Annotated in this window: 30 protein-coding genes and 1 tRNA gene; 12 read left to right on the forward strand and 19 right to left on the reverse strand. The window is 64.4% G+C overall.

Annotation, left to right across the window (positions count from 1 at the left end; all coding sequences use genetic code 11):
* The first annotated feature begins 113 nt into the window (after nt 1–113).
* Entirely contained in the window at nt 114–563 is a 450-nt protein-coding gene (locus tag C2862_RS17680) for a YciI family protein (RefSeq protein ID WP_136221453.1), read from the forward strand.
* Nucleotides 564–569: 6 nt separating this feature from the next.
* Here C2862_RS17680 and C2862_RS17685 read toward each other — a convergent pair whose 3' ends face one another.
* Nucleotides 570–1274 (reverse strand): SIMPL domain-containing protein, encoded by a 705-nt coding sequence (locus C2862_RS17685; protein ID WP_136221454.1) that lies wholly within the window; start codon nt 1272–1274, stop codon nt 570–572.
* A gap of 162 nt (nt 1275–1436) precedes the next feature.
* Between C2862_RS17685 and C2862_RS17690 the strand changes: the two genes are divergently transcribed.
* The 4 genes from C2862_RS17690 to C2862_RS17705 all read left to right on the forward strand — a co-directional run bounded on the left by C2862_RS17690 (nt 1437) and on the right by C2862_RS17705 (nt 4324).
* Nucleotides 1437–1820 carry a BlaI/MecI/CopY family transcriptional regulator gene (locus C2862_RS17690; protein ID WP_136221455.1) on the forward strand — a complete coding sequence of 128 codons (384 nt, stop codon included), beginning with the start codon at nt 1437–1439 and terminating at the stop codon, nt 1818–1820.
* Nucleotides 1817–3094: a M56 family metallopeptidase gene (locus C2862_RS17695; RefSeq protein WP_136221456.1), complete on the forward strand. Its 1278-nt coding sequence runs from the start codon at nt 1817–1819 to the stop codon at nt 3092–3094. Before C2862_RS17690 ends, C2862_RS17695 begins: the two co-directional genes overlap by 4 nt.
* 88 nt (nt 3095–3182) lie before the next feature.
* The gene (locus tag C2862_RS17700) at nt 3183–3800 is read left to right on the forward strand and encodes a hemolysin III family protein (protein ID WP_136221457.1); all 618 of its coding nucleotides are present in this window, start codon (nt 3183–3185) and stop codon (nt 3798–3800) included.
* Between the two features lie 47 nt (nt 3801–3847).
* A complete protein-coding gene (locus C2862_RS17705; RefSeq protein ID WP_136221458.1) occupies nt 3848–4324 on the forward strand; it encodes an energy transducer TonB in 477 nt (158 codons plus the stop codon).
* A 148-nt stretch (nt 4325–4472) separates the two neighbouring features.
* On the opposite strand, the gene C2862_RS25795 is transcribed toward C2862_RS17705, so the two are convergent.
* Together C2862_RS25795 and C2862_RS17715 are read right to left on the reverse strand one after the other, a co-directional pair.
* Entirely contained in the window at nt 4473–5180 is a 708-nt protein-coding gene (locus C2862_RS25795) for a hypothetical protein (protein ID WP_229467490.1), read from the reverse strand.
* Between the two features lie 23 nt (nt 5181–5203).
* A complete protein-coding gene (locus C2862_RS17715; protein WP_136221459.1) occupies nt 5204–5641 on the reverse strand; it encodes a hypothetical protein in 438 nt (145 codons plus the stop codon).
* A gap of 81 nt (nt 5642–5722) precedes the next feature.
* On the opposite strand from C2862_RS17715, the gene C2862_RS17720 reads away from it, so the two are divergent.
* The gene (locus C2862_RS17720) at nt 5723–6292 is read left to right on the forward strand and encodes a hypothetical protein (protein ID WP_136221460.1); all 570 of its coding nucleotides are present in this window, start codon (nt 5723–5725) and stop codon (nt 6290–6292) included.
* 61 nt (nt 6293–6353) lie between these two features.
* On the opposite strand, the gene C2862_RS25335 is transcribed toward C2862_RS17720, so the two are convergent.
* The 3 genes from C2862_RS25335 to C2862_RS17730 form a co-directional block, all read right to left on the reverse strand.
* Nucleotides 6354–6453: transfer RNA gene (locus C2862_RS25335), tRNA-Met, on the reverse strand.
* A 204-nt stretch (nt 6454–6657) separates the two neighbouring features.
* Complete coding sequence (locus C2862_RS17725; RefSeq protein ID WP_136221461.1) at nt 6658–7308, reverse strand: 3-oxoacid CoA-transferase subunit B; 651 nt, start codon at nt 7306–7308, stop codon at nt 6658–6660.
* An 18-nt stretch (nt 7309–7326) separates the two neighbouring features.
* Nucleotides 7327–8028: a CoA transferase subunit A gene (locus tag C2862_RS17730; protein ID WP_136221462.1), complete on the reverse strand. Its 702-nt coding sequence runs from the start codon at nt 8026–8028 to the stop codon at nt 7327–7329.
* A gap of 106 nt (nt 8029–8134) precedes the next feature.
* Between C2862_RS17730 and C2862_RS17735 the strand changes: the two genes are divergently transcribed.
* Nucleotides 8135–8722 carry a PAS and helix-turn-helix domain-containing protein gene (locus tag C2862_RS17735; protein ID WP_136221463.1) on the forward strand — a complete coding sequence of 196 codons (588 nt, stop codon included), beginning with the start codon at nt 8135–8137 and terminating at the stop codon, nt 8720–8722.
* A gap of 82 nt (nt 8723–8804) precedes the next feature.
* Here the strand turns inward: C2862_RS17735 and C2862_RS17740 are convergent, their stop codons facing one another.
* Both C2862_RS17740 and C2862_RS17745 read right to left on the reverse strand, forming a co-directional pair.
* Complete coding sequence (locus tag C2862_RS17740) at nt 8805–9227, reverse strand: thioesterase family protein (protein WP_136221464.1); 423 nt, start codon at nt 9225–9227, stop codon at nt 8805–8807.
* Nucleotides 9224–10048 (reverse strand): SDR family oxidoreductase, encoded by an 825-nt coding sequence (locus C2862_RS17745; RefSeq protein ID WP_373888260.1) that lies wholly within the window; start codon nt 10046–10048, stop codon nt 9224–9226. The genes C2862_RS17740 and C2862_RS17745 overlap by 4 nt, the downstream gene beginning before the upstream one ends.
* A gap of 128 nt (nt 10049–10176) precedes the next feature.
* On the opposite strand from C2862_RS17745, the gene C2862_RS17750 reads away from it, so the two are divergent.
* Nucleotides 10177–11853 carry an electron transfer flavoprotein-ubiquinone oxidoreductase gene (locus C2862_RS17750; RefSeq protein ID WP_210736038.1) on the forward strand — a complete coding sequence of 559 codons (1677 nt, stop codon included), beginning with the start codon at nt 10177–10179 and terminating at the stop codon, nt 11851–11853.
* Nucleotides 11854–12036: 183 nt separating this feature from the next.
* On the forward strand, nt 12037–13236 hold the full coding sequence (locus C2862_RS17755) for a porin (RefSeq protein WP_136221465.1): 1200 nt from the start codon (nt 12037–12039) through the stop codon (nt 13234–13236).
* Nucleotides 13237–13292: 56 nt separating this feature from the next.
* Here C2862_RS17755 and C2862_RS17760 read toward each other — a convergent pair whose 3' ends face one another.
* The 11 genes from C2862_RS17760 to C2862_RS17810 form a co-directional block, all read right to left on the reverse strand.
* On the reverse strand, nt 13293–14258 hold the full coding sequence (locus C2862_RS17760) for a Bug family tripartite tricarboxylate transporter substrate binding protein (RefSeq protein WP_373888261.1): 966 nt from the start codon (nt 14256–14258) through the stop codon (nt 13293–13295).
* 89 nt (nt 14259–14347) lie between these two features.
* Complete coding sequence (gene gudD / locus C2862_RS17765; RefSeq protein WP_229467494.1) at nt 14348–15658, reverse strand: glucarate dehydratase; 1311 nt, start codon at nt 15656–15658, stop codon at nt 14348–14350.
* 233 nt (nt 15659–15891) lie between these two features.
* Nucleotides 15892–16974, reverse strand: a complete 1083-nt coding sequence (locus tag C2862_RS17770; protein WP_136221467.1) for a porin — start codon at nt 16972–16974, stop codon at nt 15892–15894.
* Between the two features lie 168 nt (nt 16975–17142).
* The gene (locus C2862_RS17775) at nt 17143–18027 is read right to left on the reverse strand and encodes a LysR family transcriptional regulator (RefSeq protein WP_136221468.1); all 885 of its coding nucleotides are present in this window, start codon (nt 18025–18027) and stop codon (nt 17143–17145) included.
* A gap of 13 nt (nt 18028–18040) precedes the next feature.
* Complete coding sequence (locus C2862_RS17780) at nt 18041–18715, reverse strand: amino acid ABC transporter permease (RefSeq protein ID WP_136221469.1); 675 nt, start codon at nt 18713–18715, stop codon at nt 18041–18043.
* A 3-nt stretch (nt 18716–18718) separates the two neighbouring features.
* Nucleotides 18719–19546: a transporter substrate-binding domain-containing protein gene (locus C2862_RS17785; protein ID WP_210736040.1), complete on the reverse strand. Its 828-nt coding sequence runs from the start codon at nt 19544–19546 to the stop codon at nt 18719–18721.
* An 85-nt stretch (nt 19547–19631) separates the two neighbouring features.
* Nucleotides 19632–20051: a hypothetical protein gene (locus tag C2862_RS17790; protein WP_136221470.1), complete on the reverse strand. Its 420-nt coding sequence runs from the start codon at nt 20049–20051 to the stop codon at nt 19632–19634.
* Between the two features lie 58 nt (nt 20052–20109).
* Entirely contained in the window at nt 20110–20580 is a 471-nt protein-coding gene (locus C2862_RS17795) for a metallophosphoesterase family protein (RefSeq protein ID WP_136221471.1), read from the reverse strand.
* A gap of 31 nt (nt 20581–20611) precedes the next feature.
* Complete coding sequence (locus tag C2862_RS17800; RefSeq protein WP_136221472.1) at nt 20612–20902, reverse strand: DUF378 domain-containing protein; 291 nt, start codon at nt 20900–20902, stop codon at nt 20612–20614.
* Nucleotides 20903–21029: 127 nt separating this feature from the next.
* Nucleotides 21030–21671 carry a DUF882 domain-containing protein gene (locus C2862_RS17805; protein ID WP_229467491.1) on the reverse strand — a complete coding sequence of 214 codons (642 nt, stop codon included), beginning with the start codon at nt 21669–21671 and terminating at the stop codon, nt 21030–21032.
* Nucleotides 21672–21796: 125 nt separating this feature from the next.
* A complete protein-coding gene (locus C2862_RS17810; RefSeq protein ID WP_136221473.1) occupies nt 21797–22330 on the reverse strand; it encodes a GNAT family N-acetyltransferase in 534 nt (177 codons plus the stop codon).
* Between the two features lie 236 nt (nt 22331–22566).
* On the opposite strand from C2862_RS17810, the gene C2862_RS17815 reads away from it, so the two are divergent.
* The 3 genes from C2862_RS17815 (at nt 22567) to C2862_RS17825 (ending at nt 25149) form a co-directional block, all read left to right on the forward strand.
* Complete coding sequence (locus C2862_RS17815) at nt 22567–23580, forward strand: sulfate ABC transporter substrate-binding protein (protein ID WP_136221474.1); 1014 nt, start codon at nt 22567–22569, stop codon at nt 23578–23580.
* A 230-nt stretch (nt 23581–23810) separates the two neighbouring features.
* Complete coding sequence (locus tag C2862_RS17820) at nt 23811–24788, forward strand: serine hydrolase (RefSeq protein WP_136221475.1); 978 nt, start codon at nt 23811–23813, stop codon at nt 24786–24788.
* A gap of 100 nt (nt 24789–24888) precedes the next feature.
* Nucleotides 24889–25149 (forward strand): hypothetical protein, encoded by a 261-nt coding sequence (locus tag C2862_RS17825; protein ID WP_136221476.1) that lies wholly within the window; start codon nt 24889–24891, stop codon nt 25147–25149.
* Nucleotides 25150–25395 lie beyond the last annotated feature (246 nt).

The following is a 25395-nucleotide window of genomic DNA, read 5'->3' on the forward strand; positions in this document are numbered from 1 at the left end:
CTTCGGCGCGGTTTTTTTATTGTGCGGACCGCATACCGTGCAAACTGCCATCCCATTGCTGCTCGCATGATGCCGTGCTACGCTCCGCGCCACAACAACACGGAGACTTCACGATGCGCCTGCCCACCCTTGCCCTCGCCGCCCTGCTCGCCCTGCCCTTCACCGCATCGGCACAAACCGCGCCGGCCTACGACGCCGAACTGGCCAAATCCCTGGGCGCCGACGAACGCGGCATGCGCCAATACGTGCTGGTCATCCTGAAAACCGGTCCCAACAAGATGCCCGCCGGCGACGCCCGCACGAAAATGTTCGAGGGCCACTTCGCCAACATGGGCAAGCTTGCCGGCGAAAAGAAACTGGTGCTGGCCGGCCCGCTCGACGGCAAGGAAGGCCGGCGCGGCATCTTCGTCTTCAACACGCCCGACATCGAGGCGGCGAAAACCTGGGTCGCCACCGACCCCGTCATCATCAATGGCGAGATGGTGGCCGAGTACCACAAATTCTACGGCTCGGCGGCGCTGATGATGGTCAACGAGGTGCATGGCAAGATCGAGAAAAAATAAGCAGGCTCACTCGAGCTTGAACACCACATCCACCGGCTGCATCAGCTTCAGGGCATCGACCGAAAGAAAATCGCGCGCGCCCACATTGGCCGGACGCGAGCGCTGGTAACTGAAGTCGGTACGCACCACGCCCATCGCGGCGCCCAGGTTCTTCACGCCGCCGGGCGTCACGGCCGTGACGGCGCCCAGCTTGCGGCGCGAACCCTTGGCGATGATCTCGGCGCGGCGGCGCGCTTCGCGCAGGGCGTCGGCCATCAGCTCGGCTTCGAAGGCGTCGCGCTCGGTCAGGTCGAACCCGGTCGCAAAGCCCGTCAGGTTCGGCTTGTCGAGCAGGGGCGCGACCACGGCGCGCCACTTCGACAGGTCGCGCACGATCAGGTGCACGCTGACGCGCAATTCCTGCGGCGTCGCCTCTGCCGTCTTGCTGCTGCCCGGCTCGCGGCGCACGTCGCGCGTTTCCAGGTCCTCGAGCGGGACGCCCTGTTCCTGCAGCAAGGCGCGTAGCCCGGCCATGCGCGTTTCGATCGTCGCCTGCGCCTGGCCCGGCTCGCTCTCGACCGCGCTGACCAAAAAATCGATCGTGCCGATGTTCGGCGTCGTGTAGCGCGTGGCTTCCGCGCTCACGTGCACGAAGGGGTAAGTCGGCAGCGGCGACGCCTGGGCCGCGACGGGGGCCGCCAGGGCGGCGGCGAGGGCGAGCTGTTTCAGCATGAAGTCTCCTGTGAATATTCTTGAACAGCAAGAATAGGCCGAAATAGACAATCTTGTCTATTTATTTCAGCTCAGCGCCGTACGCCAGGAAAATAACCTAGACAATCTTTTCTAGACAAGATAATCTAGGTTCAATCACGCTGCATCAACCAGGGATCCGCCATGACCACCTCTTCCGACATACCCAAGCCGACCGCGGCCGAACTCGACCTGCTGCAGGTGTTGTGGCCGCTCGGATCGGCGACCGCGCGCCAAGTGCATGAGGCGATGCAGGCGACGCGTCCCGACGTCACCTATGCCACCGTGCTGCGCCTGATGCAGATCATGCACACCAAGGGCCTCCTGATCCGCGACGAGAGCGAACGTTCGCACGTCTACGCGCCGGCCCAGCCCCAGGATTCGCTCCAGACCAACCTGATCCGCGACCTGATGCAGCGCGCGTTTGCCGGCTCGGCCAAGGCGCTTGTGCTGGCGGCCTTGAAAAGCGGCATCTCGAAGAAGGAACGCGCCGAAATCGAGAAATTGTTGAAGGAGGACGAGCAATGACGGGCGCGGACCTGATTCACCATGTGGGCGCCACCCTGCTCGATTCGGTCTGGCAGGCGGCCCTGATTGGCCTCGAAGCCTCGGTTGCGCTGATCGGATTGCGCAAGGCGCGCCCCGAGACACGCTATATGGCGCTGTGCCTTGCCTTGCTGCTGTGCCTGCTCTGGCCGCTGGCCGAGCTGACTACGCGCCTGCACGGCGGCGCATCCGGCGCCAGCGGCACGCCGGTGCTGGCGCAGGTGCTGGCCGGCAGCGACGGCGTCGCGGGCGGCGGTTGGCGCGGCTTCCTGCATGCCCACCTGGCATGGCTGGTGGCCGGCTGGGCGGCCTGCGCCGGCGCGCTCGGCTTGCGCCTGGCCCTGGGCCTGGTCTGGGTGCAGCGCTCGGCGCGCACCAAGCGCACCGACGCACACTGGAATGCGCGACTGGCCAGTATGGCGGCCGGCTTCGGCATCACGCGCGCAGTCCGGCTGCGCGTGGTCGACTCGCTGGCCAGCCCGGTCACGGCCGGCTGGTGGCGTCCGGTGGTACTGGTGCCGGCGTCGCTCTTGTCCGGCATGCCGCCGCAGCTGCTCGAAGCCCTGCTGGCCCACGAGTTGGCCCATGTGCGCCGCTGCGACTACCTGGTCAACCTGGCGCAGCGCCTCATCGAAACGATTTTGTTCTACCACCCCGTGGTCTGGTGGCTCTCGCACCGCATCCGTGTCGAGCGCGAACAGATTGCGGACGATATCGCAGCAAGGCAGCTCGGCGAACCGCGGCGCCTGGCCCTTGCGCTGTCCGAGCTGGAACGTCTCCAGTTCTCAACCCACCACCTGGCCCAGGCGGCCAACGGAGGAGATCTCATGTCACGCATCAAACGATTGGTTCGTCCCGAAACGCAAGCAACCAGCTGGAAGGCCGCGGTGCCGTCCCTCGCCATCGCAGTGGCCTGCATCGCCGGCTGCGCGCAGACCTCGATCGCCGGCCAGGCCCCGGGCGCGTCTGCCGGCGCCCCCGTCAAACAGGCCCTGCTCGATTTCAACTCCTGCCCGAAGCCGCACTATCCGGCCGAGGCGCTGGCACGCAAGGCGGCCGGTACGGTCGACCTCGCTTTCCTGGTCGGCACCGACGGCAAGGTCCACGACTCGAAAGTGCGCTCCTCGAGCGGCGACGCCAGCCTCGACGAAACGGCACGCGTCGCCCTGACCAAATGCACGTTCTCGCCCGCGATGGCCAACGGCAAAGCTATCGAGAATTGGACGAGCGTCAAATACGTGTGGGATCCATCCTGACAGCACGCTGAACCGTGCCGCCGGCCCTGCGCCGGCGGCGTAGAATGGCCGGGAGACCGGTCCTTCCCGGTCGTGTCGGGAGGACGCCATGCAGCACGGCGAACGCTTCAATACGATCACCCACCTCGGCGGCGCAGTACTCGCCTTCGGCGCCAGCATCCCCCTGCTGGCGCGCGCCTTCCAGGGCAACGGCCACCTCGGCCTGTTCAGCACCGCCGTCTACGCCGTGTCGCTGGTGCTGATGTACCTGTGCTCGACGGCCTATCACGGCAGCAGCGGGGCCGTGAAAAAGCTGCTGCGGCGCCTGGATCATCTCAGCATCTACCTGCTGATCGCCGGCAGCTATACGCCCTTCTGCATGCTCATGCTTGGTGGGAGCGAGGCCTGGATCCTGCTCGGCGTGGTCTGGGGGCTGGCCCTGGTGGGCATCCTGCAGGAGACGCGGCCGCATACGGGTGCGCGCGTGCTGTCGATGCTGGTCTACCTGGCGATGGGCTGGTCGGCGGCGACCATGCTGCGGCCGCTGCACGAAGGGCTGGGGACGGCGGGCTTTGCCTGGCTGCTGGGCGGCGGCCTGGCGTACACGGCCGGGATCGTGTTCTATGTGCTCGATGCGCGGCTACGCCATGCGCATGGGATCTGGCATCTGTTCGTGCTGGCGGGGAGCGCCGCGCACTACGTCACGATTTATTGGTACGTGCTGTAGACGCTGCCAGCAGGCCGTCGCCGTTATCATTCTGGACAGACTATTTCTTGTTGGATAAACTCAGCGACCTGCTCGCCGCGCCGCGGCGAGGTCCGCGTCAACAATCATCGAAAGTCGCCATGCAAGGAAATGACAGGGCTCGCCCCGCTTGCCGAAACATCCTCGGAATCATGCTTGCCCTTGCCAGCTTGACGGCCTGTTCCACCCCGGCTCCTGTAGCGAATACGGGGGCACTGGCCTTGTTCAACACATGTACCAAGCCCCTCTACCCGAGGGAGTCCGCATTGCGCGACAGTCAGGGCACGACGAGGATGAAGTTGCTCGTCGAGGCAAACGGTCGTGTATCGGACGGCAGGATCGAATCGTCGAGCGGCGACGAGTTGCTGGACAATACCGCCCTGCATGCCATGAAGACTTGCCGATTCAAGCCGGCGATCAGCGAGGGCCACGCCGTGGCGCAATGGACGCTGCTGACGTATGTGTGGACGATCGAAAACCCGGACCAGAGGCCAGGACGTCCGTAAGCCCGCGACAGTAGCGCAGGGCCGCGGTCGCGTCCGACATTCGGACAGCGAAGCTGCCGCGATGAAGCCTTTACTGCACAGACTGGAAAAAGCGAGCGTCAACTTGCCCGTGCTGGGCTTTGCATGGCCGCGAACGAGAAGACCCGTCTCAGTGCCAGCTTCCTCTCTCTTCCAGAAGCACTTTGTCGTTTTGCGTGACGAAGAGGCGACCGTCCTCCAGCACCCGATAACGAGTTGTTCCATTCCAGAATTCGTATCCCTGGAATCCGCAGGGCGTCTTACGGTCGGCGCACAGACTGTGCTGGGTCTTGCCGCTCAACGCGATGCTTTTTCCGGTTTTCCTGCTCGTACCCCTGTAACCGACATGCCGACAGGTGACGTGCCCCTCCGGGCAATTCACCTCGATTCGAACGATGAACGAAGGCGTGGTCAAGGTTCTCGCATAGCCTGCCGCTGGCGGATCCCCCTTCTCTACCTCCAGGGCGACAAGGGGCATTCCTTCATTCACGCCACTCAGCGTCAGCACAAGCACCACATCGCCTCGTCGAAACGCCGACTGGCACACCGCATCCCATCCGCTTCCACAGCTCAGCTCTTTCCCATCCGCGGACGCGCCATCGGCGTCGCTCAGCCATCGCTTGTCGAGAACCCAAGCCTGCTTCAGTAGCGCTGCCTTGGTCGCCTTGAATGGCGCGGCCAGCTGCAGACCATACTGTGCAGCATGACGCTTCTGCGCCGGCGAAAATGTCATGCAGCGCTCGGTCTCACCGTCGCGGATCTTGACGCATGGGTCGGCAAGGGCAAGCCCGGTGGCAAGGCTGAGGCACCAGAAGAGTGTGAGATATGGAAGTTTCATGGCAAGCTTTGACAGGATTCAGATTAAGCGCTCGCTGCTGTATGCTCCAGGGGCTCCCCCACTCGCACACGCCACCACAGCATTGCGGCGCTCGCCGCGAACATCGCGATCGCGAAGACGTTGAGGACCACCACGGCGTTCGGCAGGTAGATGACAGCACCCAGGTTCAGCGCGCCACGCAGCTGGTAGCTCCTCGAGAAATCGAACGCGTGGTAAGTGGCGAGATGCAGGCCATAGAACCCCAGCGCCGCAAGCTGTCCTGCCGGCCGTCTGCGCCAAGCCTGCGTGCCGGCAAACAAGGCCAGCAAGGAGAGCAGGGCCAATGCGCCGCTCGCACTGTCGGCGACCATCCAGATGGCCAGCCCAAGCATGCCATCGAGGATAGTCATGCCCGCCAGGACGCGCTCGACGCGCGCCCATTGGGCGTGGCTTGTGTTGTCGGATGTGATGGGCGCAGTCATATTGGATGCGGTGACCGAGCATTCTACCTTCGGTTACAATATATTGCAATAAAGCAATGTGGTGAATCACTTTATAACAAGATGGCCGAACTGAAGACCAAAGCTGTAAAACATCTCGAATACGCAGGCATTACCGTCATCGCATTCATCGCCCTCAATTGGCTCAATGAGCTCGCGTTCATCCGGCTCGAGCAAAGTAATGGCATCAACTGGGTGTTCCTGCCGGCCGGGATTCGCCTTCTGGCGACGCTGCTATTCGGTTTCGCCGGGTTCGTGGGCCTGCTGGTTGCCAGCATCTACCTGAACTTCCATCACTTCACGTTCGCGGACGAGGTGCGTGCATTGAGCGGCGCCATCGCGGCGGCGGGCGGGCCTTATCTCGCCTACCTGTTCGCAAAGCACTGGTTCGACCTGGGGCCGCGCCTCGCGAACCTGACCGCAGGGCGGCTCCTGTTCACCGGCGTCCTCTGCGGACTCATGAGCCCGATCTTCCACCATGCCTTCATGTGGGTGCAGACGGGACACGTGGACTGGACGGCCTTCATCGCCATGACGACGGGCGACATCGTCGGCATTCTGATCGTCCTGTACGCCGCAAAGGGAGTCATTACGCTGACCGATCCGCGCGATGTGGATGCGCATCTGCGCTAGAACAGCGAATCGGGGTGTCCGTGCTTACATGACAGACAGGACATGAAATGCAGAAAGCACATGGAGGAAGGTGCAGGATTCGAACCTACGAGGGAGTTTCGACTCTATCATTCCCTACTAGTCCATGGGACCAGTGCCATCGACCGCTCGGCCAACCTTCCAGTGAGTTGCCTTGCTTACCACCACCCGCTCTGCAATACCAGTCTATGAAACAAGCATAACGCTGCGTTTGAGGTGCCTCAATAGTACAGACGAGAAGCTGGCTCGCCGACGCCCTTACGGACCTGAGCTTGGAGCGACTCGGCCCAAAATAAAAAGCCCGGCAAGCGCCGGGCTTCCTGACTACTGCGATCCTGGTCGACTAATCACACCGCCGACACGTCCAGCTCGGCTGCAGTCGCTTCCACAACCTGCTCCTTCGTCACGCCCGGCGCCAGCTCCACCAGCTTCAGGCCGCTGTCGGTCACGTCGATGACGCCGAGGTCGGTGATGATGCGGTCCACCACGCCGACGCCGGTCAGCGGCAGGTCGCACTTCTTGAGGATCTTGTGCGAGGTCGAGCCGTCCTTGGCAGTGGCGACGTGTTCCATCACGACGACCACGCGCTTGACGCCGGCGACGAGGTCCATCGCGCCGCCCATGCCCTTCACCATCTTGCCCGGGATCATCCAGTTGGCCAGGTCGCCGCGCTCGGAGACCTGCATCGCGCCCAGGATGGCGAGGTTGATCTTGCCGCCGCGGATCATGCCGAAGGAATCGGCCGAGCTGAAGTAGGCGGCGCCCGGCAGCGCGGTGACGGTCTGCTTGCCGGCGTTGATCAGGTCGGCGTCGACCGCGTCGTCGGTCGGGAACGGGCCGATGCCGAGCAGGCCGTTTTCCGATTGCAGGAAGACCTCGATGTCCTGCGGCACATAGTTGGCAACCAGGGTCGGCAGGCCGATGCCCAGGTTCACATAGAAACCGTCCTGCAGTTCCTTCGCCGCGCGCGCGGCCATTTCATCACGAGTCCAAGCCATGTTCTGTCTCCGATTGTTTTAGTTGGCGGCGCGCACGGTGCGCTGTTCGATGCGCTTTTCCGGCGTCGGATTATGGACGATGCGGTGCACGAAGATGCTCGCGGTGTGCACCTGGTCCGGATCGATCTCGCCGATCTCGACCAGCTCTTCGACTTCGACGATGCAGACTTTACCGGCGGTGGCGACGTTCGGGTTGAAGTTGCGCGCGGTCTTGCGGAACACCAGGTTGCCGGCCTTGTCGGCCTTCCAGGCTTTGACCAGCGACACGTCGGGCACGAGCGAGCGCTCCATGACATAGTGTTCGCCGTCGAATTCGCGCGTTTCCTTGCCGTCGGCAACGATGGTGCCGTAGCCGGTCTTGGTGAAGAAGGCCGGGATGCCGGCGCCGCCGGCGCGCAGCTTCTCGGCCAGCGTGCCCTGCGGCGTGAATTCGAGCTCGAGTTCGCCGGCCAGGAACTGGCGTGCGAACTCCTTGTTTTCGCCGACGTACGAGGCGATCATCTTCTTGATCTGGCGCGTTTCCAGCAGCTGGCCGAGGCCGAAGCCGTCCACGCCCGCGTTGTTGGAAATGGCGGTCAGTTGCTTCACGCCGGAGTCGCGCAGCGCCGCGATCAGCGCTTCCGGAATGCCGCACAGGCCGAAGCCGCCGACGGCGATCGTCTGGCCGTCTTGAACGATACCGGCCAGTGCCGATGCCGCGTCAGGATACACTTTGTTCATACCCGTCCCTTTTGTGAATTGGCTTGTTAGCCGTTTATGTACCGCAGAGTAGAATCCCAGCATAAAATACGCCGATTCAAAGCACAATACCGTAGAACTACCGGCCATGGCCCTGCTCCAAGACCCGATCCCCAGCGACGCATCATACGCCATCGATTACGAGATGATTTTCCAGCATGCGCCGGTCGGCATGTGCGTATCAAGCAATCGTGTGATCCAGTCCTGCAACCAGGCACTGGCCGCGATGTTCGGCTACGAGCGCGGCCAGCTCGACGGCCAGTCCTTCGCCGTGCTGTATCCGACCATGGACGAATTCCTGCGCACGGGCGACCGCATCGTACCCATCATGAATGCCAAGGGGCGCTATTCGGACGAGCGCATCATGCGCCGCGGCGACGGCGAGCTGTTCTGGTGCCACGTGACGGGACGCGCGCTGAACGCCAGCGAGCCGCTCGGCGCGGGCGTCTGGACCTTCGAGGACGTGAGCGAGAAGCGCCCGGTGACGGCCGAGCTGACGCCGCGTGAGCGCGAGATCGCGGCGCTGCTGGTCGAGGGCAAGACCAGCAAGATCATCGCGCGCGAGACGGATTTGAGTCCGCGGACGGTGGAGATGCACCGGGCGAAGTTGATGCGCAAGTTTTCGGCGTCGACGTCGTCGGAGTTGGTGCACAAACTGGTGGGGGTGGCGCGCTAGCGATGTAACGCGTGGAGTCAGGACTCCACCCTACGTACACTGTAGGGTGGGCATTCATGCCCACGCGGTATCACGGCGTGCCTTACTGCGACGCCGGCAACAAGCCACGCACTTCCTCGGGCAATGGCACCGACTTCTCGACCGCGAAATCCACCCACACGATCTTGGCAGCACCTTCCGCATGCAGCGCCCCAGCCTGCCCGTCTTCTCCGACGAGACGAATCTCGTGCATCACCTCGAAACTCGATCGCCCCGGCGCGGCGGCGTAGGAGGTCACTTCGATCTGCGCCGGATACTTCAGCTGCTTGAGGAAGGAACAGCGCGCATTGATCAGCACCGGCCCGACGCCGCTCGGGTCGGGCAAGGCGCCGATCTGTTCGAGCCAGGCGATGCGGGCCGTTTCGATGTAGCGGAAATAGACGGTGTTGTTGACGTGGCCCATGGCATCCATGTCGCCCCAGCGCACATCCATGCGCATCGTGTGAATCAGTTTTTTGTCGCTCATTGCGCCGTCATGCCGTCGTCCGCCGTGATGATGGCGCCGTTGATGAAGTGGGCTTCGTCGGCCGCGAGCAGCAGGAGCAGGCCGTCCAGGTCTTCCGGCTTGCCGGGGCGCTTGCGCGGCAGCAGGTCGATCAGTTTGCGACCCTGCTCGGTCTCGAAATAATCCTCGTTCATCTCGGTCGCGATGTAGCCGGGGCAGATGGCGTTGACGTTGATGCCGTACTTGCCCCACTCGACTGCCATCGCCTTGGTCATCTGGACCACGGCGGCCTTGCTCATGCAGTACACGCCGATCTGCGGCAGCACGCGCAGACCCGCCACCGAGGCGATGTTGACGATGCGGTGCTGCTTTCTCGGGTCGCCCTTGGCGCGCTGGATCATGCGCTTGGCCGTCTGCTGCGCAACGAAGAAGGCACCACGCAGGTTGGTGTCCATGATGTACTGGTAGTCGTCCTCGGTCACGTCCAGCAGGCGCTGGGTGCTTTGCACGCCGGAGTTGTTGATCAGGATGTCGATCGGGCCGGCCTCGGTTTCGGCGTGGGCAATCGCCGACTTGATGCTGGCCATGTCCGTGACGTCCAGGTTGACGACGTGGGCGGCGCCGCCATCGGCCTCGATCTCGGCGCGCAGTTCCTTCAGGCGTTCGGTGCGGCGCGAGGCCAGCACCACCTGGGCGCCGGCGCCGGCCAGTGCCTTTGCAAAACGGGCGCCCAGTCCGCTGGAAGCGCCGGTGACCATCGCAATTTTTCCTTCGTAATTCACTTCGATGCCCACGTTCGCTCCTGTCCTGTTGTGCTCCGGCACGGTTGATGTCGAAGGCATAATGATGTCACAAATCGCCGGTATTAGATTACTGCACCTAATATTCCGCCTAAAATGGCGCCCGACATTGCATTCGCGCGGAAAAACCCGCACACTCGTGCTTAAATTTTTTTGACCATACCAAGACCATGACAGAGACAACCAACATTCTCGAACAATACGGACCACGCGAGGCCATGGAGTACGACGTCGTCATCGTCGGCGGCGGCCCGGCCGGCCTGGCAGCAAGCATCCGCCTGAAGCAGCTGGCTCTTGAGAAAGGCCAGGAAGTCTCGGTCTGCGTATTGGAAAAAGGCGGCGAAGTCGGCGCCCACATCCTGTCGGGCGCGGTCATGGATCCGATTGCCCTGAACGAATTGTTCCCGAACTGGAAGGAACTCGGCGCACCGCTCAACACCGAAGTGACCGAGGACCGCGTCCTGTTCCTGACCGAGACCAAGGCGACGGCGACGCCGTCCTTCATGGTCCCGAAGATGCTGACCAACCACGGCAACTACATCGTCTCGCTGGCCAACGTCGTGCGCTGGCTGGGCCAGCAGGCCGAAGCCCTGGGCGTCGAAGTCTTCCCGGGCTTCCCGGCCGCTGAAATCCTCTACAACGAGGATGGCTCGGTCAAGGGTGTCGCCACCGGCAACATGGGCGTGGACCGCGAAGGCAATCCGACCGACGCCTTCCAGCTCGGTATGGAACTGCATGCGAAGTACACCTTCTTCGCCGAAGGCTCGCGCGGCCACCTCGGCAAGCAGCTGATGGCCAAGTATGACCTGAACCGCGGCAAGGATCCGCAGACCTACGGCATCGGCATCAAGGAGCTGTGGGAGATCGACCCGGCCAAGCACAAGCCGGGCCTGGTGATCCACACGGCCGGCTGGCCGCTGGACAAGGACACCTACGGCGGTTCCTTCCTCTACCACCTGGAAAACAACCAGGTCGCGGTCGGCTTCGTGGTTGGCCTGGCCTACCAGAACCCCTACCTGTCGCCGTACGAGGAATTCCAGCGTTATAAAACCCACCCGGCGATCCGCGGCTTCTTCGAGGGCGGCAAGCGCATCTCCTACGGCGCGCGCGCGATTACCGCAGGAGGTTTGCAATCCCTGCCGAAGACCGTCTTCCCGGGCGGCGCCCTGATCGGCTGCGACGCCGGCTTCCTGAACACCTCGCGCATCAAGGGCAGCCACGGCGCGATCAAGACCGGCATGCTGGCCGCCGAAGCGGCCTTCGATGCCCTCGGCGCGAACCGCCAGCACGACGAACTGACGGCCTACCCGGCCGCCTTCGAAAAGTCCTGGCTGTACGAGGAACTGCACCGTGCGCGTAACTTCAAGCCGTGGATGAGCAAGGGCCTGTACCTGGGCACCTTCATGACCGGCGTCGACCAGATGCTCTTCCGCGGCAAGGCGCCATGGACCCTGCGCCACAAGCACGCCGACCACGAGTGCCTGCGCCCTGCTTCCGACTTCAAGCCGATCGTGTATCCGAAGCCGGACGGCAAGCTGACCTTCGACCGCCTGTCCTCGGTGTTCATCTCGAACACCAACCACGCCGAAGACCAGCCGGTGCACCTGACGCTGAAGAACGCGAGCATTCCGGTCGACGTGAACCTCGCCAAGTACGCCGGCCCCGAGCAGCGCTACTGCCCGGCGGGCGTGTACGAGTTCGTCAAGACGGACGCCGGCCAGGACCGCCTGCAGATCAACGCGCAGAACTGCGTGCACTGCAAGACCTGCGACATCAAGGATCCGACGCAGAACATCGTGTGGGTCACGCCGGAAGGTGGCGGCGGGCCGAATTATCCGAACATGTAAGTCTGACGGGCGCATCTGGCGCCCGTTTTTTTTCGGGTGTGGATACGTTCGTCAACGCGTGGAGTCGGGACTCCACGCGGTACACCGTTCGCGTTCCAACGTTGTTTTGCGGCAACTACGCTCTTCCGATGAGGTTTTCCCACGTGGGATAATCCGGCTTTGCAATCTCACCAATTCTCACCGATGCCACGTTCCACCGCGCTGTACCCTGCTCTCCTCTGCACCCTCCTCGCCGCCCTCCCCGCCTCGGCCCAGACCCAGTCCTTCCTGATGTCCCGCATGGCCCAGTTGCCCGAATACGGCAACACCGGCGACAGCGTGCGCATCTACGGCACCGTCGATCTCGGCATGATGCACACGAAAACCGACCACGCGGCCGGCCGCTGGCAGCAGCAAAGCGGCGGCGCCTATACGTCCAAACTCGGTTTCTATGCCTCGGAAGACCTGGGCGGCGGCCTGAAGGCGGAAGCGAAGCTGGAAGCGGGCTTCAATGCCGACACCGGCACCCAGCAGACCAGCGCCCTGTTCAACCGCGAGTCCTGGGTCGGCCTGAAATCAAGCACCCTCGGCACCCTGCGCTTCGGTAACCAGATCAATGCGATGCTGCCGCTCTTCGTCGATCCCTTCGTGCTGGTGCCGACCAATTCGGTCTACACCTGGGTCGGCGGCGGCGCCATGCAGGGCCCACGCGGCGTCGGTGCGAACACCGACCTCGCTCCCGGCGCCGCCACGATTCCCGTGCGCGTGCCGAAGTCGCTCACCTACGCCACCCCGCGCGTGATGGGCTTCGGCGCACAAGCGATCTATGCGACCAATCCCTACGGCACAAGCGAGCCGAAGGTCGGCACGCGCGGCGGCGTGCTCTCGTTCACCGATGGTCACGTCTACCTGGCGGCGAGCATGACCCAGGTCTGGAGCAGCCCGGTCAGCGCCGGTGCCGGCCTGCCGGCGCAATCGGTGCGTACCGACATCCCGGCCTTCGGCGCCCTCTACGACACCGGCAAGCTGGTGCTGTCCGCCTCGTATGCGCGTACCGCGCCGCAGGTCGCCGGCGCCGGCGAAGCGCAGATCTCGACGCTGGGCGCGATCCTGGTCCAGGACCGTCTCAGCTGGCGCGCCTCGCTGGTGCACCGCGATACCGAGGGCGCGCGCAATGCCGCCGGCACGCCGGTCGAATCCTCGGCACTGGGCCTGATGCTGGGCGTCGACTACGAGCTCTCGCGCCGCACCGGCCTGTATGCGCGCGCCGGCTCGGTGCGCAACTTCGGCGCATCGGCCATCATCCTGAACAGCGTCGCCCTGCCTTTCGAGGCCGGCAGCACGGCGCCGCAAGTGGGCATCGAGACCCGCACCTATTCGCTCGGCCTGTTCCACAACTTCTGACGACAAACGGCGCGGGTCCGCAGGCCCGCGCCGTCTTTTTCTTCAAGCAGCCGTCTTCAGTCGAGCGTGATCTTGCCCACCTCGATCACGTTCTTCCAGCGCGCCTGTTCGGCGGCCAGGAACTGGTCGAACTGTTCGGGCGTATTGCCCACCACTTCGAAGCCCTGCTCGACCAGCTTGGACTTCAGGTCCGGCTCGTTCAGTGCGGCCACGATGGCGCCGTGCAGCTTGGCCTTCACGTCTTTCGGCAAGCCCTTCGGTGCGGCGATGGCCTGCCAGGAATAGATTTCGACGCCCGGCACGCCCGATTCCGCCAGTGTCGGCAGCTTGGGCAGGACGGCGGCGCGCTGCTCGCCGGTAACGGCCAGGGCCTTCAGCTTGCCGCTCTTGATGTAGGGGAGCGCCGCATTGATGTTCACAAACGAGACGTCGGTCTGGCCGCCCAGCAGGTCGGTGATCGCAGGTGCACCGCCTTTATACGGCACGTGCAGGCCGCTGGTGCCGCTCTTCTGCCAGAACAGTTCGGCCGTCAGGTGGTCCGAGCTGCCGTTGCCGGACGAGGCGAAGTTGACCTTGCCCGGGTTTTTCTTCAGGTAGGCGATGAAGTCCTGGATGGTGCTCGCCGGGAGATCGGGACGTGCGACCAGCACGTTCGGCGCACGCACGGCCACCGTCAGCAGGTCGAAATCGCGCTGCGGATTGTAGGCCAGGCCCTTTTGCAGGAACTGGTTGACGGCATACACGCCGATCGAGGCCACCATCACCGTGTAGCCGTCGGCCGGCGCACGCTTGACGAGCCCCGCGCCGATCGCACCGGTGGCGCCCGGACGGTTGTCGACCACCCAGGGCTGGCCGAAGCGGGTCGAGACCTTCTGTCCGACCGCGCGGGCGATGGCGTCGGTGGAGCCGCCCGGCGGGAAAGGCACCACGGCCGTGATGGGTTTTTCCGGATAGGCCGCCTGCGCGCCGGTCAGCAGTACCATGCTCGACAGCACACCGAGCAGCAACTTCTTTGCATTCATTTCGTGTCTCCTGATTTATTGTAGTCTGGGGCGTTGAAAGTGATACAAGCCGTCTCGCTTAGCGCATCCGGGGCGAGACGGGGACATGCTCAGCGGACCAGGCAAGGCCCCTTGGCATCGAATTTCCAGTTCGGCACCAGGAACTGCATCGCTTGCGCGTCGTCGCGCGCGCCCAGGCCCATGTTGCGGTAGGCCTGGTGCGCCTTCTCCAGTTCCACCATGTCGAGTTCGATACCGAGGCCCGGCTTTTCCGGAATCCGGACCATGCCGCCCTCGATCTTGAGCGGCTCTTTCGTGAGACGCTGGCCGTCCTGCCAGATCCAGTGCGTGTCGATCGCGGTGACCTTGCCCGGCGCGGCGGCGCCGACGTGGGTGAACATGGCCAGCGAAATGTCGAAGTGGTTGTTCGAGTGCGAACCCCAGGTCAGACCGAACATCTGGCACAGCTGGGCCACGCGCACCGAACCCTGCATGGTCCAGAAGTGCGGGTCGGCCAGCGGAATGTCGACCGACTGCAGCTGGATCGAGTGGGCCATCTGGCGCCAGTCGGTGGCGATCATGTTGGTCGCGGTCGGCAGGCCGGTAGCGCGGCGGAACTCGGCCATCACTTCGCGGCCCGAGAAGCCGTCCTCGGCGCCGCACGGGTCTTCGGCATAGGCCAGCACGCCGTGCTTGTCGCGGCAGACGCGGATCGCATCTTTTAATAACCAGCCGCCGTTCGGGTCGAGCGTGCAGCGCGCCTCCGGAAAGCGCTCGTGCAGCGCGACGATGGCTTCCATCTCGGCGTCGGCGCTCAGCACCCCACCCTTCAGCTTGAAATCGTTGAAGCCGTAGCGTTCCTTGGTCGCCTCGGCCAGGCGCACGATGGCTTCCGGCGTGAGGGCTTCCTCGTTGCGCACGCGGAACCAGGCATTGTCCGCATCAAGCTCGCTGCGATAGTCGTACGGCGTCTTGCCGCGGTCGCCGATGTAGAACAGGTAGCCAAGCATCTCGACGGCATCGCGCTGCATGCCCTCGCCCAGCAGGCTGGCGACCGGCACGTTCATGAACTGGCCGAGCAGGTCGAGCAGCGCCGATTCGACCGCGGTGACGGCGTGGATTGCCACGCGCAGGTCGAAGGTCTGCTGGCCGCGGCCGCCCGCATCGCGTTCGGCGAAGGCGCTGCGCATGGTGTTGAGGATGTTGTTGTATTCGCCCAGGGTCTTGCCGACCACCAGGCTGCGTGCATCGTCGATGGTCTGGCGGATCTTCTCGCCGCCCGGCACTTCGCCCAGGCCGGTATGGCCGGCGCTGTCGGTCAGGATCACGATGTTGCGGGTGAACCAGGCGCCGTGGGCGCCGGAGAGGTTCAGCAGCATGCTGTCCTGGCCGGCGACGGGGACGACGCGCAGTGAAGTGATGGTCGGGGCGCCCGCGCATTTGTCTACGGTGTTGCCTGCGGTGGCAGGTCGGGCCTGTGCTTGTTCCACGTGTGTCTCCTGGTGCGGTATGCCTGCCGCCGGGGCGGCGGTCAGGGCTGAACTGTCTGGCGTCGGTTGCAGGCCATCATAGGCGCGCCACGATGGCCGAACAAACCAAACACTGTCCTGATCGATCCAGGCTTTGTATCAATAAGCGAGATCGTGATGCGGGATCAGAACGTATGGCGAATGCCGAGGTTGTAGCCGGTGTTGCCGGTACCCGACTCGGTATTGTTGGCAACCGTGTAGCCGGCGCCGTTGCGGTTGTCGATGTGGCCGTAGGCCGCGTACAGGTTGGTGCGCTTCGACAGCGGGTAGAGGTAGCCGACGCCCCAGGCGTTGGCGTCCTGGTTGAAGGCGGTGCGGTCGTCCTTGTGCATTACCGAGGCCAGCAGCGTGCCGCCAGGTACCGGTGCGCTCAGGCCGAGCAGCACTTCACGGCCGTCGGTCGACGGGGTCGGCTTGACGCCGCCATACGGGTTGTTCGGGTTGCCCAGCGGCGCCGCGTTGAAGCCCTTGTCGACGTTGAAGGCGCCGTACAGCTTGACCCATTTCAAGTCGTAGTTGGCGGCCAGCAGGGTGTTGCGGCCACGCCGTCCGCCCGGTTGCGGGGTCTCGGCATTCTTGCTGTTGTAGGCCAGGCGCGCGTTCAGCGGACCGCGCGCGTAGCCGATGGCGCCGCCGTACTGGCGGCCGTCGGCGCTGCTGGCGCCCTCGCCCAACGCATAGGCCAGTTCGAAGAAGGCGCCGTTCACGTTCGGCGAGACATAGGTGATCGTGTTGCTGCTGCGGACGTTGGCGCCATTGTCGGCAATCAGGTTCTTCGAGCTGCCGGCATAGCCGGTACTGAACGGGTCGCCCACCTGGGCCAGCGCGTTGTGCCAGGGCGTGTACTGGCGGCCGAGCGCGACGGCGCCGGCCTTGCCTTTCAGGCCGACGAAGGCCTGGCGGTTGAAGAGCGTATTGTTCGCGTCGAGGGTGCCGGTATCGATCTTGGCGCCGGTTTCCAGCGTGAAGAAGGCGGAGAGGCCGTTACCGAGGTCTTCGGTGCCGCGAAAGCCGATGCGCGAAGCCGAAGCCGCGCCACTGGTGATCTTGGTGGTGCGTCCCGCCGTGCCGCCGTCCTCGACGACGAGGGCGGCGTCCATGATGCCGTAGATCGTGACGTTGGTTTGTGCCTGTGCCGCTGCCGCGCCGAGCAGTCCGAGCGCAAGCAGACCGAACTGTGGGCCGAGCTGAATACGTGCCTTCTTCATGATGGTCTCCTTTGTGGGGATGCAAGGCCGGGCGCGGTCGACGCCGCGCTTTGCCGGTGCTGCGCATGGGCAGCTTTCTTGCACTAAAACAATCATAGAGGCGGAAGGATTCAGCAACAAACCAATGCGTGACGTGTCCGATCCACAAATTGAATGGATGAGCTCGGTTTAGTTGTCGTGGAAACCGGGCACGATGTCGCGCTTGAAGAGCTGCAGGATGGGATTGTCGTTGTCGCGGCGCCAGGCGCAGACCATGCGCACCGGCTCGGTCTCGATGCGGCGCACGACGATGCCGTCGAAGTGCAGGCGCGTCGCGCCCTCCGCCACCAGGGCGGCGCCGATGCCGGCGTTGACCAGCGCCAGCATGGTGTGGACCTGGCCGATGTGCTCGACGATGTCCGGCACGACGCCGGCGCGTTCGAAGCGTTCGCTCAGCATCTGGTGGAAAGGCCGCGCCTCGTAGGGCGAATACATGACGAAGGGCTTGCCGTGCAGGTCGGCCAGGGTCGGCGCCAGGGGCCACTGGTCCGCTTCGCCCTTCGGGATCGCCAGCATCAGCGCCTCGGTCGCCAGTAATGCCGATTCCAGCTCGGCATTCAGCGCGTGCGGACGCAGCAGGCCGAGGTCGAGCTGGCTCGCATTCAGGCCCTCGACCTGCTCGGTGCTGACCAGTTCCTTGAGCGTGAGGACGACGCCTGGAGAATGTTCGCGCAGGCGCCGCACCACCTCGGGCAGCAGGCTGTAGCCGGCGCCGCCCGTGAAACCGATCGCCAGGGTGCCCTGCTCGCCCTTGGCCACGCGGCGCGCGGTGAAGGTCGCCTCCTCGGCCATGCGCAGGATGCGCGCCGCTTCCGGGAAGAAGGCCTTGCCGGCGGCCGTCAGGCGCACGATGCGGCTGTTGCGCTCGAGCAGGCGCGCGCCGACGTAGTGTTCGAGCAGGCGGATCTGGCGCGAGAGCGGCGGCTGGGTCATGTTGAGGCGCTCGGCCGCGCGGCTGAAGTGGAGTTCCTCGGCCACCGCGACGAAGCAGCGGAGCTGGCTGATTTCGAACATGGAGGATTTCCTTTTATCGGTGCTGCGCGTGCGCCCGGTTCAACCGGTGTTCGGCGACGCGCTGCAGCTGCTCGAACACGAGACTGAGCAACCAGTAGATGGCGGCGGCCGCCAGGTAGAGCGGCAGCGGCTGGAAGCTGGTCGCGATCGCCTCCTTGGTCGCCAGCATCAGTTCGGTCAGGGCGATCACCGACACCAGCGACGTATCCTTGATCAGGCTGATCAGGGTATTGCTCATGGACGGCACCGCCACCCGCAGCGCTTGCGGCAGCACCACGTGCGCCAGGGTCTGGCCGTAGCCGAGCCCCAGGCTGAAACTGGCGCGCCATTGGCCCTGGCCAATGCTGGCGATGGCGCCGCGCAGGCTTTCCGACAGGTAGGCGCCGCTGTTCAGGGACAGCGCCAGCACCCCGGCCGTGACCGGCGTGAACTCGATGCCGACACTGGGCAGGCCGTAATAGATGACGAAGATCTGCACCAGCAGCGGCGTGCCGCGCATCGCGCTCACGTACAGGGCGGCGGGCCAACGGAGAAACGTCCAGGGCGCGATACGCAGCAGCGCCACCGGCACCCCGATCGCCAGGCCGCCGATCATCGACGCCAGTGCGAACAGCAGGGTATAGCCGGCGCCCTGCAGCAGGGTCGGCGCGGCGTCGCGCAGCAGGGACAGCAACTGCGACAGCTCCATCGCTCAGCGCGCAGGGCGCGAGGCGTCGCTGCCGAACCAGCGGGTCGACATGCGCGCCAGGCTGCCGTCGGCCTGCAGGTCCGCCAGGGCCTTGTCGACGGCCGCCTTGAACTTCGGATTACCCTTGCGGAAGGGAATACCCATGCGCTCGACCGCGCCCACGCGCGCGCCGGCCTTGATCGGCAGCTGCGAGTTCTTCAGCAGGTAGGACACCATCAGGCTGTCGTTCAGGGCCGCGGCGACGCGCCCGAAGGCCAGGTCCTGCAGGTTCTCCGGCGCGGCCGGATAGCTCTTCACCTGGATGCCGGGCACGGCCTTGGCCTGCTGCTCGAACACGCTGCCCTGCCCCACGCCCAGGGTCTTGCCCTTCAGGTCGGCGAGCGTCTTGTATTGCAGGCTCTCGTTGCGGCGCACGATCAGCTGCGGCGAAGAATACGTATAGGGATGGGAAAAGTCGAAGGCCTGCTCGCGCTTGGGCGTGATGCCGACCTGGCTGACGATGACGTCGTACTTGCCCGCTGCCAGACCGGCCAGGATGGCCGACCACTCGGTTGTCACGAATTCAGGCTTCAGTCCGAGCTTGGCGGCCACGGCCTGCACGACCTCGACGTCGTAGCCGGCCAGCTGGCCCGTCTTCGGATCCTTGAAGTTAAACGGGGGATAAGTCCCTTCCATCGCGATGCGCAGGGTGCCGCGCGCCTTGACGGTATCGAGCAGGTCGGCGGCGAAGGCCGAGGCCGTGCCCAATGCGGCGCAGCCCAGCGCGAGGACGATGGCACCGTGCCGGACGGCGCGGCGGCGCGAAGCGAAAAGGGACGGCGTCGGCTTCAAGATTGCTCTCCGTTAAAAAGCGAATAACGCTTTTATAACCGAAAAGCCGCCTGCGGGGCGAGGGAAAGATGTTCCTCGCCAGGCGTCAATACGCGCGCGAGGCTTGGCCCAGGCCGCCGCGCGAGCCGAAGCGGTGACCCACCACCAGGGTCGTGCTGGCGACCAGGCTCGACAGGCCGATGATCAGCTGGATCAGGCGGTCGGCCGGCAGCAGCCAGTAGGAACCGCGTGGCACCTCGGCGCCGGTGGCGGCGACAATCAGCGGCGTGATCCAGCTGGCTTCCTCGTCGACGTCGAGCTGGATCGCGTCCTCGTGGGTCTGCATGTAGATGTTGCCGCCTTCGGCCAGCGTGAAGCAGACGCCGTAGCCCGTTTCCTGCGGCTTGATCAGCTCCTGCATGGCCTGGTCATGCTCGGCGATCCAGAGTTCGACGTCCTGCGGGGTTTCGAGGTGGATCCAGGGACGGGGACGGAAGCGTGGCGGCGTATCGAGTGGAGCAGTCATCGGGTGCTGAGCAAGATCAAAGGCAAAGAAGCTATGCTACGGCATTTTGCGGTCCGCGTCAGCGTGCGTCCGGTCCGACCAGGGTGACGATACGGGGCCGCACCGCGCCGTCCTCGATCAGCAGTTCGGCCGCCGAGATCGGCAGGCTGAAGCGCCGCCGGCCCGCACTGCCGGGATTGATGTAAAGGACGCCGTCTCTCTCGCCGCAAGCCGGCTTGTGCGAGTGGCCCGAGACGACGATGCGCACGCCGGCCGCGGCCGGGTCGATGTCGAGCTCTTTCAGGTCGTGGATCGCGTGCAAGGCGACGTCGCCGATGCGCAGCGTGGCGCTGACGGGGATGGCGCGCGCCCAGCTGTCGCGGTCGTTATTGCCGCGCACCACGGTGAGCGGCGCGATCTGCGCAAGGCGTTCGAGGATGGCGGCGTTGCCGATGTCGCCGCCGTGGACGATGTGATCGCAGCCGGCCAGGAAGTCCAGCGCTTCGGGACGCAGGAGACCGTGCGTGTCGGAGATCAGTCCGACGCGCACGGGCCTGGCCGCCAGGGGCCTGGATACCGGCTTAATGATGGCGCTTCGCCCCGGCCATCTTCGCCGTCGTGTAGATCGAATACAGCGCGGCCAGGCCGACCAGTACGTAGACCAGGCGTGCCGCCGGGCTGCCGGGGCCGAAGATGGTGGCGACCATGTCGACCTCGAACAGGCCGACCAGGGCCCAGTTCAGGCCGCCGATGATCAGCAGCGCCATCGCCAGGTAATCGAGTGCCGACATGGCCGAATGGCCGCCTTCGCGCATCGCGCTGCGGCGTTCGGTTCCCATGCGGCGATCCATCGGTGCGTTCATCGTTGCCATTGCGTTCTCCTTCGCAAGTCCAGCGGGCGGCAAAAGGAGCTTGCCGCCCCTGGATCTCACGATAGCAAAAACCGGCACGATGATGGCGCCCGCAAGCCCTATCAGGCTTGAGAGGATGACTTGCCGGTCAGCCTTTCCAGGTGCGGTTCAGGCCGGTGTCGGCGTGGATCCAGCCGCCCTTCGGGCCGGAGCGGTAGTAATAGCCGACGCCGCCCTGGCGGAAGCTGCGGATCAGGCCGCCGAGCACTTCCTCGTTCAGGCTGGCGACGCGGATGTCGGCCGCCTTGCCGACCATGTGCAGCGACTTGCGCGCGGCCGGAATGCCCTGCTCCAGCAGGCGCGCGTTCGAGGCCGGGGTGCGGTAGCCGGACAGGATCTCGAGCGGCTGATGCATGCCGTAGCGCGCGATGAAGGCTTGCGTGCCCCACAGCATTTCGAGCAGCTTGGGATCGATCGGCGCCGTTTCGCGGCCGTTGACGTCGCGCAGCAGGTGGCACAGTTCCTGGTAGGCGGAGTCGATCACTTCGCCGTCCTTCCAGTACAGCAGCTTGGCGCGCTCGCCGCTTTGCGGACGCGTGACCGACAGCGTGCGCGGCTTGACCCAGAAGTCGAGGTCGAGCAGCTGGGCGTCGAACAGGTCGGGCGGCGGGGTCAGGTCGGCCGGCGCCGCTTGCGGTGCGGCCTGGGCCTGGCCAATCAGGGTCGGGGCCAATGCGCCCAGGGCGGACAGGCGCATGCCTTGTTGAAGGAATTCTCTGCGGGAAGACATAAAGCACTCATCTTTGCGAAGCCCGTACTATAGCGTAAGGAGATCTTGCACAAAAGACGTTAATTGTTGCTGAATGGCCGCAGTTAAGGATGAGTTAAGAAAAAGCCAAGCCGCGCTGTGCAATGCTACGCGCTGCAGTTGCAGAAACGTTTGCTGCCCGGAGCGGCGGCCGGATCGGCGTCCAGCTTCTTCCACATCAGGCTGCATTCGAGCCCGAAACAGGATTTCTCGATGCCGGCGTTGGCATAGCCGTGGCGTTCGTAGAAGGTGGCGCAGCTTTCCGGGCTGTGCAGGTGCAGCTTGCGGATGTCCCAGGCGCGCGCCTGGTCCTCGACGGCGGCCAGCAGGGCGCGGCCGACGCCGCTGCGCAGGGCGCCCGGCTCGACATAGCACAGGGCCAGCTTGCCGGCCTGGGTCAGCAGCGCCAGGCCCAGCAGCTCGCGCTTACCCTCGCCCTCGCGCTCGGCGACGATGGCGTGGTTGCTCGATGAGCCGAACCAGGTGGCGACCGTTTCCGGCGTCTTGTTGGCCAGCCAGGCATCGAGCACCTCGGGCCGGCCGCGGTGATCAGGTGCGCAGACCTCCTCGATCGAGCGGCGCAACAGCGCGCAAGCGGCGGCAGCGTCGGATGGCGCTGCCTTGCGAATATCGATACCCATGAACTTCTACCCAGTCATTCCGTAAACACTGTTGTCTCTTGCTCTACTGCATGTTTCGATGTTTCCGATGACATGCGCGGCGATGTGCGGACTATACACCGAAAGCCGCAGAGCTTGCCGGACCCCATGCATACCTCGAACCGCTTCTAAGCATATGACTATTCTGTTCTTCCGTTTTTCTCTGAATAAATGGAACATCCATGCTGTTCCCATTGTATTGAAAGAGCGAGAAAAATATGCCACATACCCAAGTCAGTTCCCTGCGTCGCTGGATCCTCGCGCTGGCCGTCGGTGCAGCGCTGCCGCTCTCGGCAAGCGCCGCCAACGTCGAGCTGCTGAACGTCTCCTACGACGTGGCGCGCGAATTGTACAAGGACGTCAATCCGGCCTTCATCGAGAGCTGGAAAAAGAGCAGCGGCGAAACCATCACCATCAAGCAGTCGCACGGCGGCTCGAGCAAGCAGGCGCGCGCCGTGGCCGACGGCCTGGAAGCCTCGGTGGTGACCATGAACCAGGCCAACGACATCGACATGCTGGCCGACCGCGGCCTCGTCGTGAAGGACTGGGCCAAGAAGTTCCCGAACAACGCCGCGCCCTACTACTCGACCATGGTATTCCTGGTCCGCAAGGGCAACCCGAAGGGCATCAAGAACTGGGACGACCTGGCCAAGCCGGGCGTGCAGGTCATCATCCCGAATCCGAAGACCGCGGGCAATGGCCGCTACACCTACCTGGCGGCCTGGGGTTCGGTGCTGAAGAAAGGCGGCAACGAGGCGCAGGCGCGTGAGCTGGTCGGCAAGATCTTCAAGAACGTGCCGATCCTGGACGCCGGCGGCCGCGCGGCCACCACCACCTTCACCCAGCGCCAGATCGGCGACGCCCTGGTGACTTTCGAGAACGAAGTGAGCATGGTGCGCGCCGAGTTCGGCGACAACTTCGAAGTGGTGTATCCGACCGTCTCTATCCTGGCCGAGTCGCCCGTGGCCGTGGTCGACAAGGTGGTCGACCGCCGCGGCGTGCGCAAGCAGGCCACGGCTTACCTGAACTTCCTGTACACCCCGGCGGGCCAGGAAATCGGCGCCAAGCACTACCTGCGCGTGCGTAACGAAGCCGTGATGAAGAAGTTCGCTGGCAACTACAAGCCGATCACGCTGTTCTCGGTCGACGAGCTGTTCGGCGGCTGGCGCAAGGCCCAGAAAGTCCACTTCGACGACGGCGGCGAGTTCGACAAGATCTACCAGGCGAAGTAAACACAGAAGCGCTGTTCTGTATTTATACAAACAACGGAATTACCGCTCCACAAAGGCCCTGCAACAACGCAGGGCCTTTTTTTGTCACGAAATATCACGCTTGAGGCTGGTTTTTGCTTGTGCGCCATAGACATGAGGAAATGCGAATGCTAACCTTCATTCTTCGGTGTGCCCTGAAGCAATATTACGCGCTGCCCTCCCCTGGCCAACCTGACACCTACCCGACACCCATGATGAAAAAACTGTTCGCCGCTGTCCTGTTGTCGATCTCGTCTGCTGCCGCAATCGCGGTGCCCTTCGGTTCGCAATCGGTGCTGGTGGTTGAAGACGACACCGGCAAGGTATTGCTGGAAAAGAATGCCGGCGCGGTCGTGCCGATCGCCTCGCTGACCAAGCTGATGACCGCGATGGTCATCCTCGACGCCAAGCAGGACATGAACGAGCTGATCGAGATCGACCGCAGCGACGTCGACACCCTCAAGCACAGCAGCTCGCGCGTCCCGGTCGGCGCCAGCATCCCGCGCGGCGACGTGCTGCAGCTTGCCCTGATGTCCTCGGACAACCGCGCCGCTGCCGCCCTGGGCCGCACCTACCCGGGCGGCCTGCCGGCGTTCAAGGCCGCCGTGCGCCGCAAGATCGCCGCCCTGGGCATGAGCCATACCGTGATCGAAGAGCCGACCGGCCTGTCGCCCAACAACCGCTCGACCGCGGCCGACCTGGTCAAGATGGCGCAAGCCGCGTCCCAGTACAAGGAAATCACCGACCGCACCACCGATGCCAAGAACCTGGTGAGCATCAACAGCCGCGAAGTCGAGTTCCACAACACCAACCGCCTGGTCGGCGCCAAGGGCTGGGACATCGGCCTGTCGAAGACCGGCTACATCCAGGAAGCCGGCCGCTGCCTGATCATGAGCATCAAGGCCGGCGGCAAGAACGCGACCATGGTGCTGCTCAATGCCGGCGCCTCCTCGGCCCGCATCCTCGACGCCCTGAACATCCGCCGCTTCATCACCGGCGAGGAAGCGCAGCCTGCCCGTGTAGCCCGCGTTGCCCGCGCCGGCGGCCCGATCCGGGCCAGCGCCCGCGCCCCGCGCATCAAGGCCAGCGCCCCTGCCCTGCGCGCCAAGTCGAAAGGCGGCGTGCGTGCCAAGGCCAAGGTCGTGCCGACCAAGAAGAAGGCCGTGGTGGTGCGCAAGCGCCGCAACTGAGGCAGTCCGCCTGCATGATCCGGGCCCCGCACTGCGGGGCTTTTTCTTTGGCGCTGCCCGTCGCGGGTAGAATGCAGGTCCACACCCACAGGAAGCAACGATGAAAAAGACCGATCTCGCCAAGAGCGACGCCAAGAAAATCATGAACCAGATGGCGCGCGGGCCCGCCTTCGGCGCCGGCGCCGCGCCTGCGGTCGACAAGCGCGAACAGCGCGAGCGCGACCGTGCGCTGGGGCTGGTGCCGTTCGCGGTCAAGCTCAATGGCGAGCTGGTGGCGCGCCTGCAGGCGCTGGCGAAAGAGCGTGGCGTCGACATGAACCAGCTTATGGATGAGCTGGTCCGCAAGGGGCTGGGAGAGTAAGGCGCAGCTGCCGTTGTAGGGTGGGCACTCTGTGCCCACGCGGTGCGGCGCTTAATCGATCGAACAGGTGCAGAATCACGTTGCCGTGAATGCACGCGCCGTACCGCGTGGGCACGAGTGCCCACCCTTGTATCTTGATCGAGTTGGTGGTTAGCTATCACCAGCAGAGGTGAAGACCAGCTTGGGCCCACCCTTAAGGCTCGACCTTGGAAGGTAGATCAAGCCCTTCACCTCGTTCCCACACCA

The organism is Massilia sp. Mn16-1_5 (assembly GCF_004798585.1).
Lineage (GTDB): Bacteria > Pseudomonadota > Gammaproteobacteria > Burkholderiales > Burkholderiaceae_D > Telluria.

Coding starts and splice junctions, on each gene's coding strand:
- C2862_RS17775 (WP_136221468.1), bottom strand. CDS start 18,027: ATGTTCGAAATCAGCCAGCTCCGCTGCTTCGTCGCGGTGGCCGAGGAA.
- C2862_RS17735 (WP_136221463.1), top strand. CDS start 8,135: ATGGCCCTGCTCCAAGACCCGATCCCCAGCGACGCATCATACGCCATC.
- C2862_RS17700 (WP_136221457.1), top strand. CDS start 3,183: ATGCAGCACGGCGAACGCTTCAATACGATCACCCACCTCGGCGGCGCA.
- C2862_RS17715 (WP_136221459.1), bottom strand. CDS start 5,641: ATGACTGCGCCCATCACATCCGACAACACAAGCCACGCCCAATGGGCG.
- C2862_RS17690 (WP_136221455.1), top strand. CDS start 1,437: ATGACCACCTCTTCCGACATACCCAAGCCGACCGCGGCCGAACTCGAC.
- C2862_RS17725 (WP_136221461.1), bottom strand. CDS start 7,308: ATGGCTTGGACTCGTGATGAAATGGCCGCGCGCGCGGCGAAGGAACTG.
- C2862_RS25795 (WP_229467490.1), bottom strand. CDS start 5,180: ATGAAACTTCCATATCTCACACTCTTCTGGTGCCTCAGCCTTGCCACC.
- C2862_RS17695 (WP_136221456.1), top strand. CDS start 1,817: ATGACGGGCGCGGACCTGATTCACCATGTGGGCGCCACCCTGCTCGAT.
- C2862_RS17720 (WP_136221460.1), top strand. CDS start 5,723: ATGGCCGAACTGAAGACCAAAGCTGTAAAACATCTCGAATACGCAGGC.
- C2862_RS17745 (WP_373888260.1), bottom strand. CDS start 10,048: ATGCCTTCGACATCAACCGTGCCGGAGCACAACAGGACAGGAGCGAAC.
- C2862_RS17805 (WP_229467491.1), bottom strand. CDS start 21,671: ATGTCTTCCCGCAGAGAATTCCTTCAACAAGGCATGCGCCTGTCCGCC.
- C2862_RS17750 (WP_210736038.1), top strand. CDS start 10,177: ATGACAGAGACAACCAACATTCTCGAACAATACGGACCACGCGAGGCC.
- C2862_RS17760 (WP_373888261.1), bottom strand. CDS start 14,258: ATGAATGCAAAGAAGTTGCTGCTCGGTGTGCTGTCGAGCATGGTACTG.
- C2862_RS17770 (WP_136221467.1), bottom strand. CDS start 16,974: ATGAAGAAGGCACGTATTCAGCTCGGCCCACAGTTCGGTCTGCTTGCG.
- C2862_RS17730 (WP_136221462.1), bottom strand. CDS start 8,028: ATGAACAAAGTGTATCCTGACGCGGCATCGGCACTGGCCGGTATCGTT.
- C2862_RS17820 (WP_136221475.1), top strand. CDS start 23,811: ATGATGAAAAAACTGTTCGCCGCTGTCCTGTTGTCGATCTCGTCTGCT.
- C2862_RS17755 (WP_136221465.1), top strand. CDS start 12,037: ATGCCACGTTCCACCGCGCTGTACCCTGCTCTCCTCTGCACCCTCCTC.
- C2862_RS17740 (WP_136221464.1), bottom strand. CDS start 9,227: ATGAGCGACAAAAAACTGATTCACACGATGCGCATGGATGTGCGCTGG.
- C2862_RS17685 (WP_136221454.1), bottom strand. CDS start 1,274: ATGCTGAAACAGCTCGCCCTCGCCGCCGCCCTGGCGGCCCCCGTCGCG.
- C2862_RS17815 (WP_136221474.1), top strand. CDS start 22,567: ATGCCACATACCCAAGTCAGTTCCCTGCGTCGCTGGATCCTCGCGCTG.
- C2862_RS17680 (WP_136221453.1), top strand. CDS start 114: ATGCGCCTGCCCACCCTTGCCCTCGCCGCCCTGCTCGCCCTGCCCTTC.
- C2862_RS17825 (WP_136221476.1), top strand. CDS start 24,889: ATGAAAAAGACCGATCTCGCCAAGAGCGACGCCAAGAAAATCATGAAC.
- C2862_RS17780 (WP_136221469.1), bottom strand. CDS start 18,715: ATGGAGCTGTCGCAGTTGCTGTCCCTGCTGCGCGACGCCGCGCCGACC.
- C2862_RS17800 (WP_136221472.1), bottom strand. CDS start 20,902: ATGGCAACGATGAACGCACCGATGGATCGCCGCATGGGAACCGAACGC.
- C2862_RS17790 (WP_136221470.1), bottom strand. CDS start 20,051: ATGACTGCTCCACTCGATACGCCGCCACGCTTCCGTCCCCGTCCCTGG.
- C2862_RS17810 (WP_136221473.1), bottom strand. CDS start 22,330: ATGGGTATCGATATTCGCAAGGCAGCGCCATCCGACGCTGCCGCCGCT.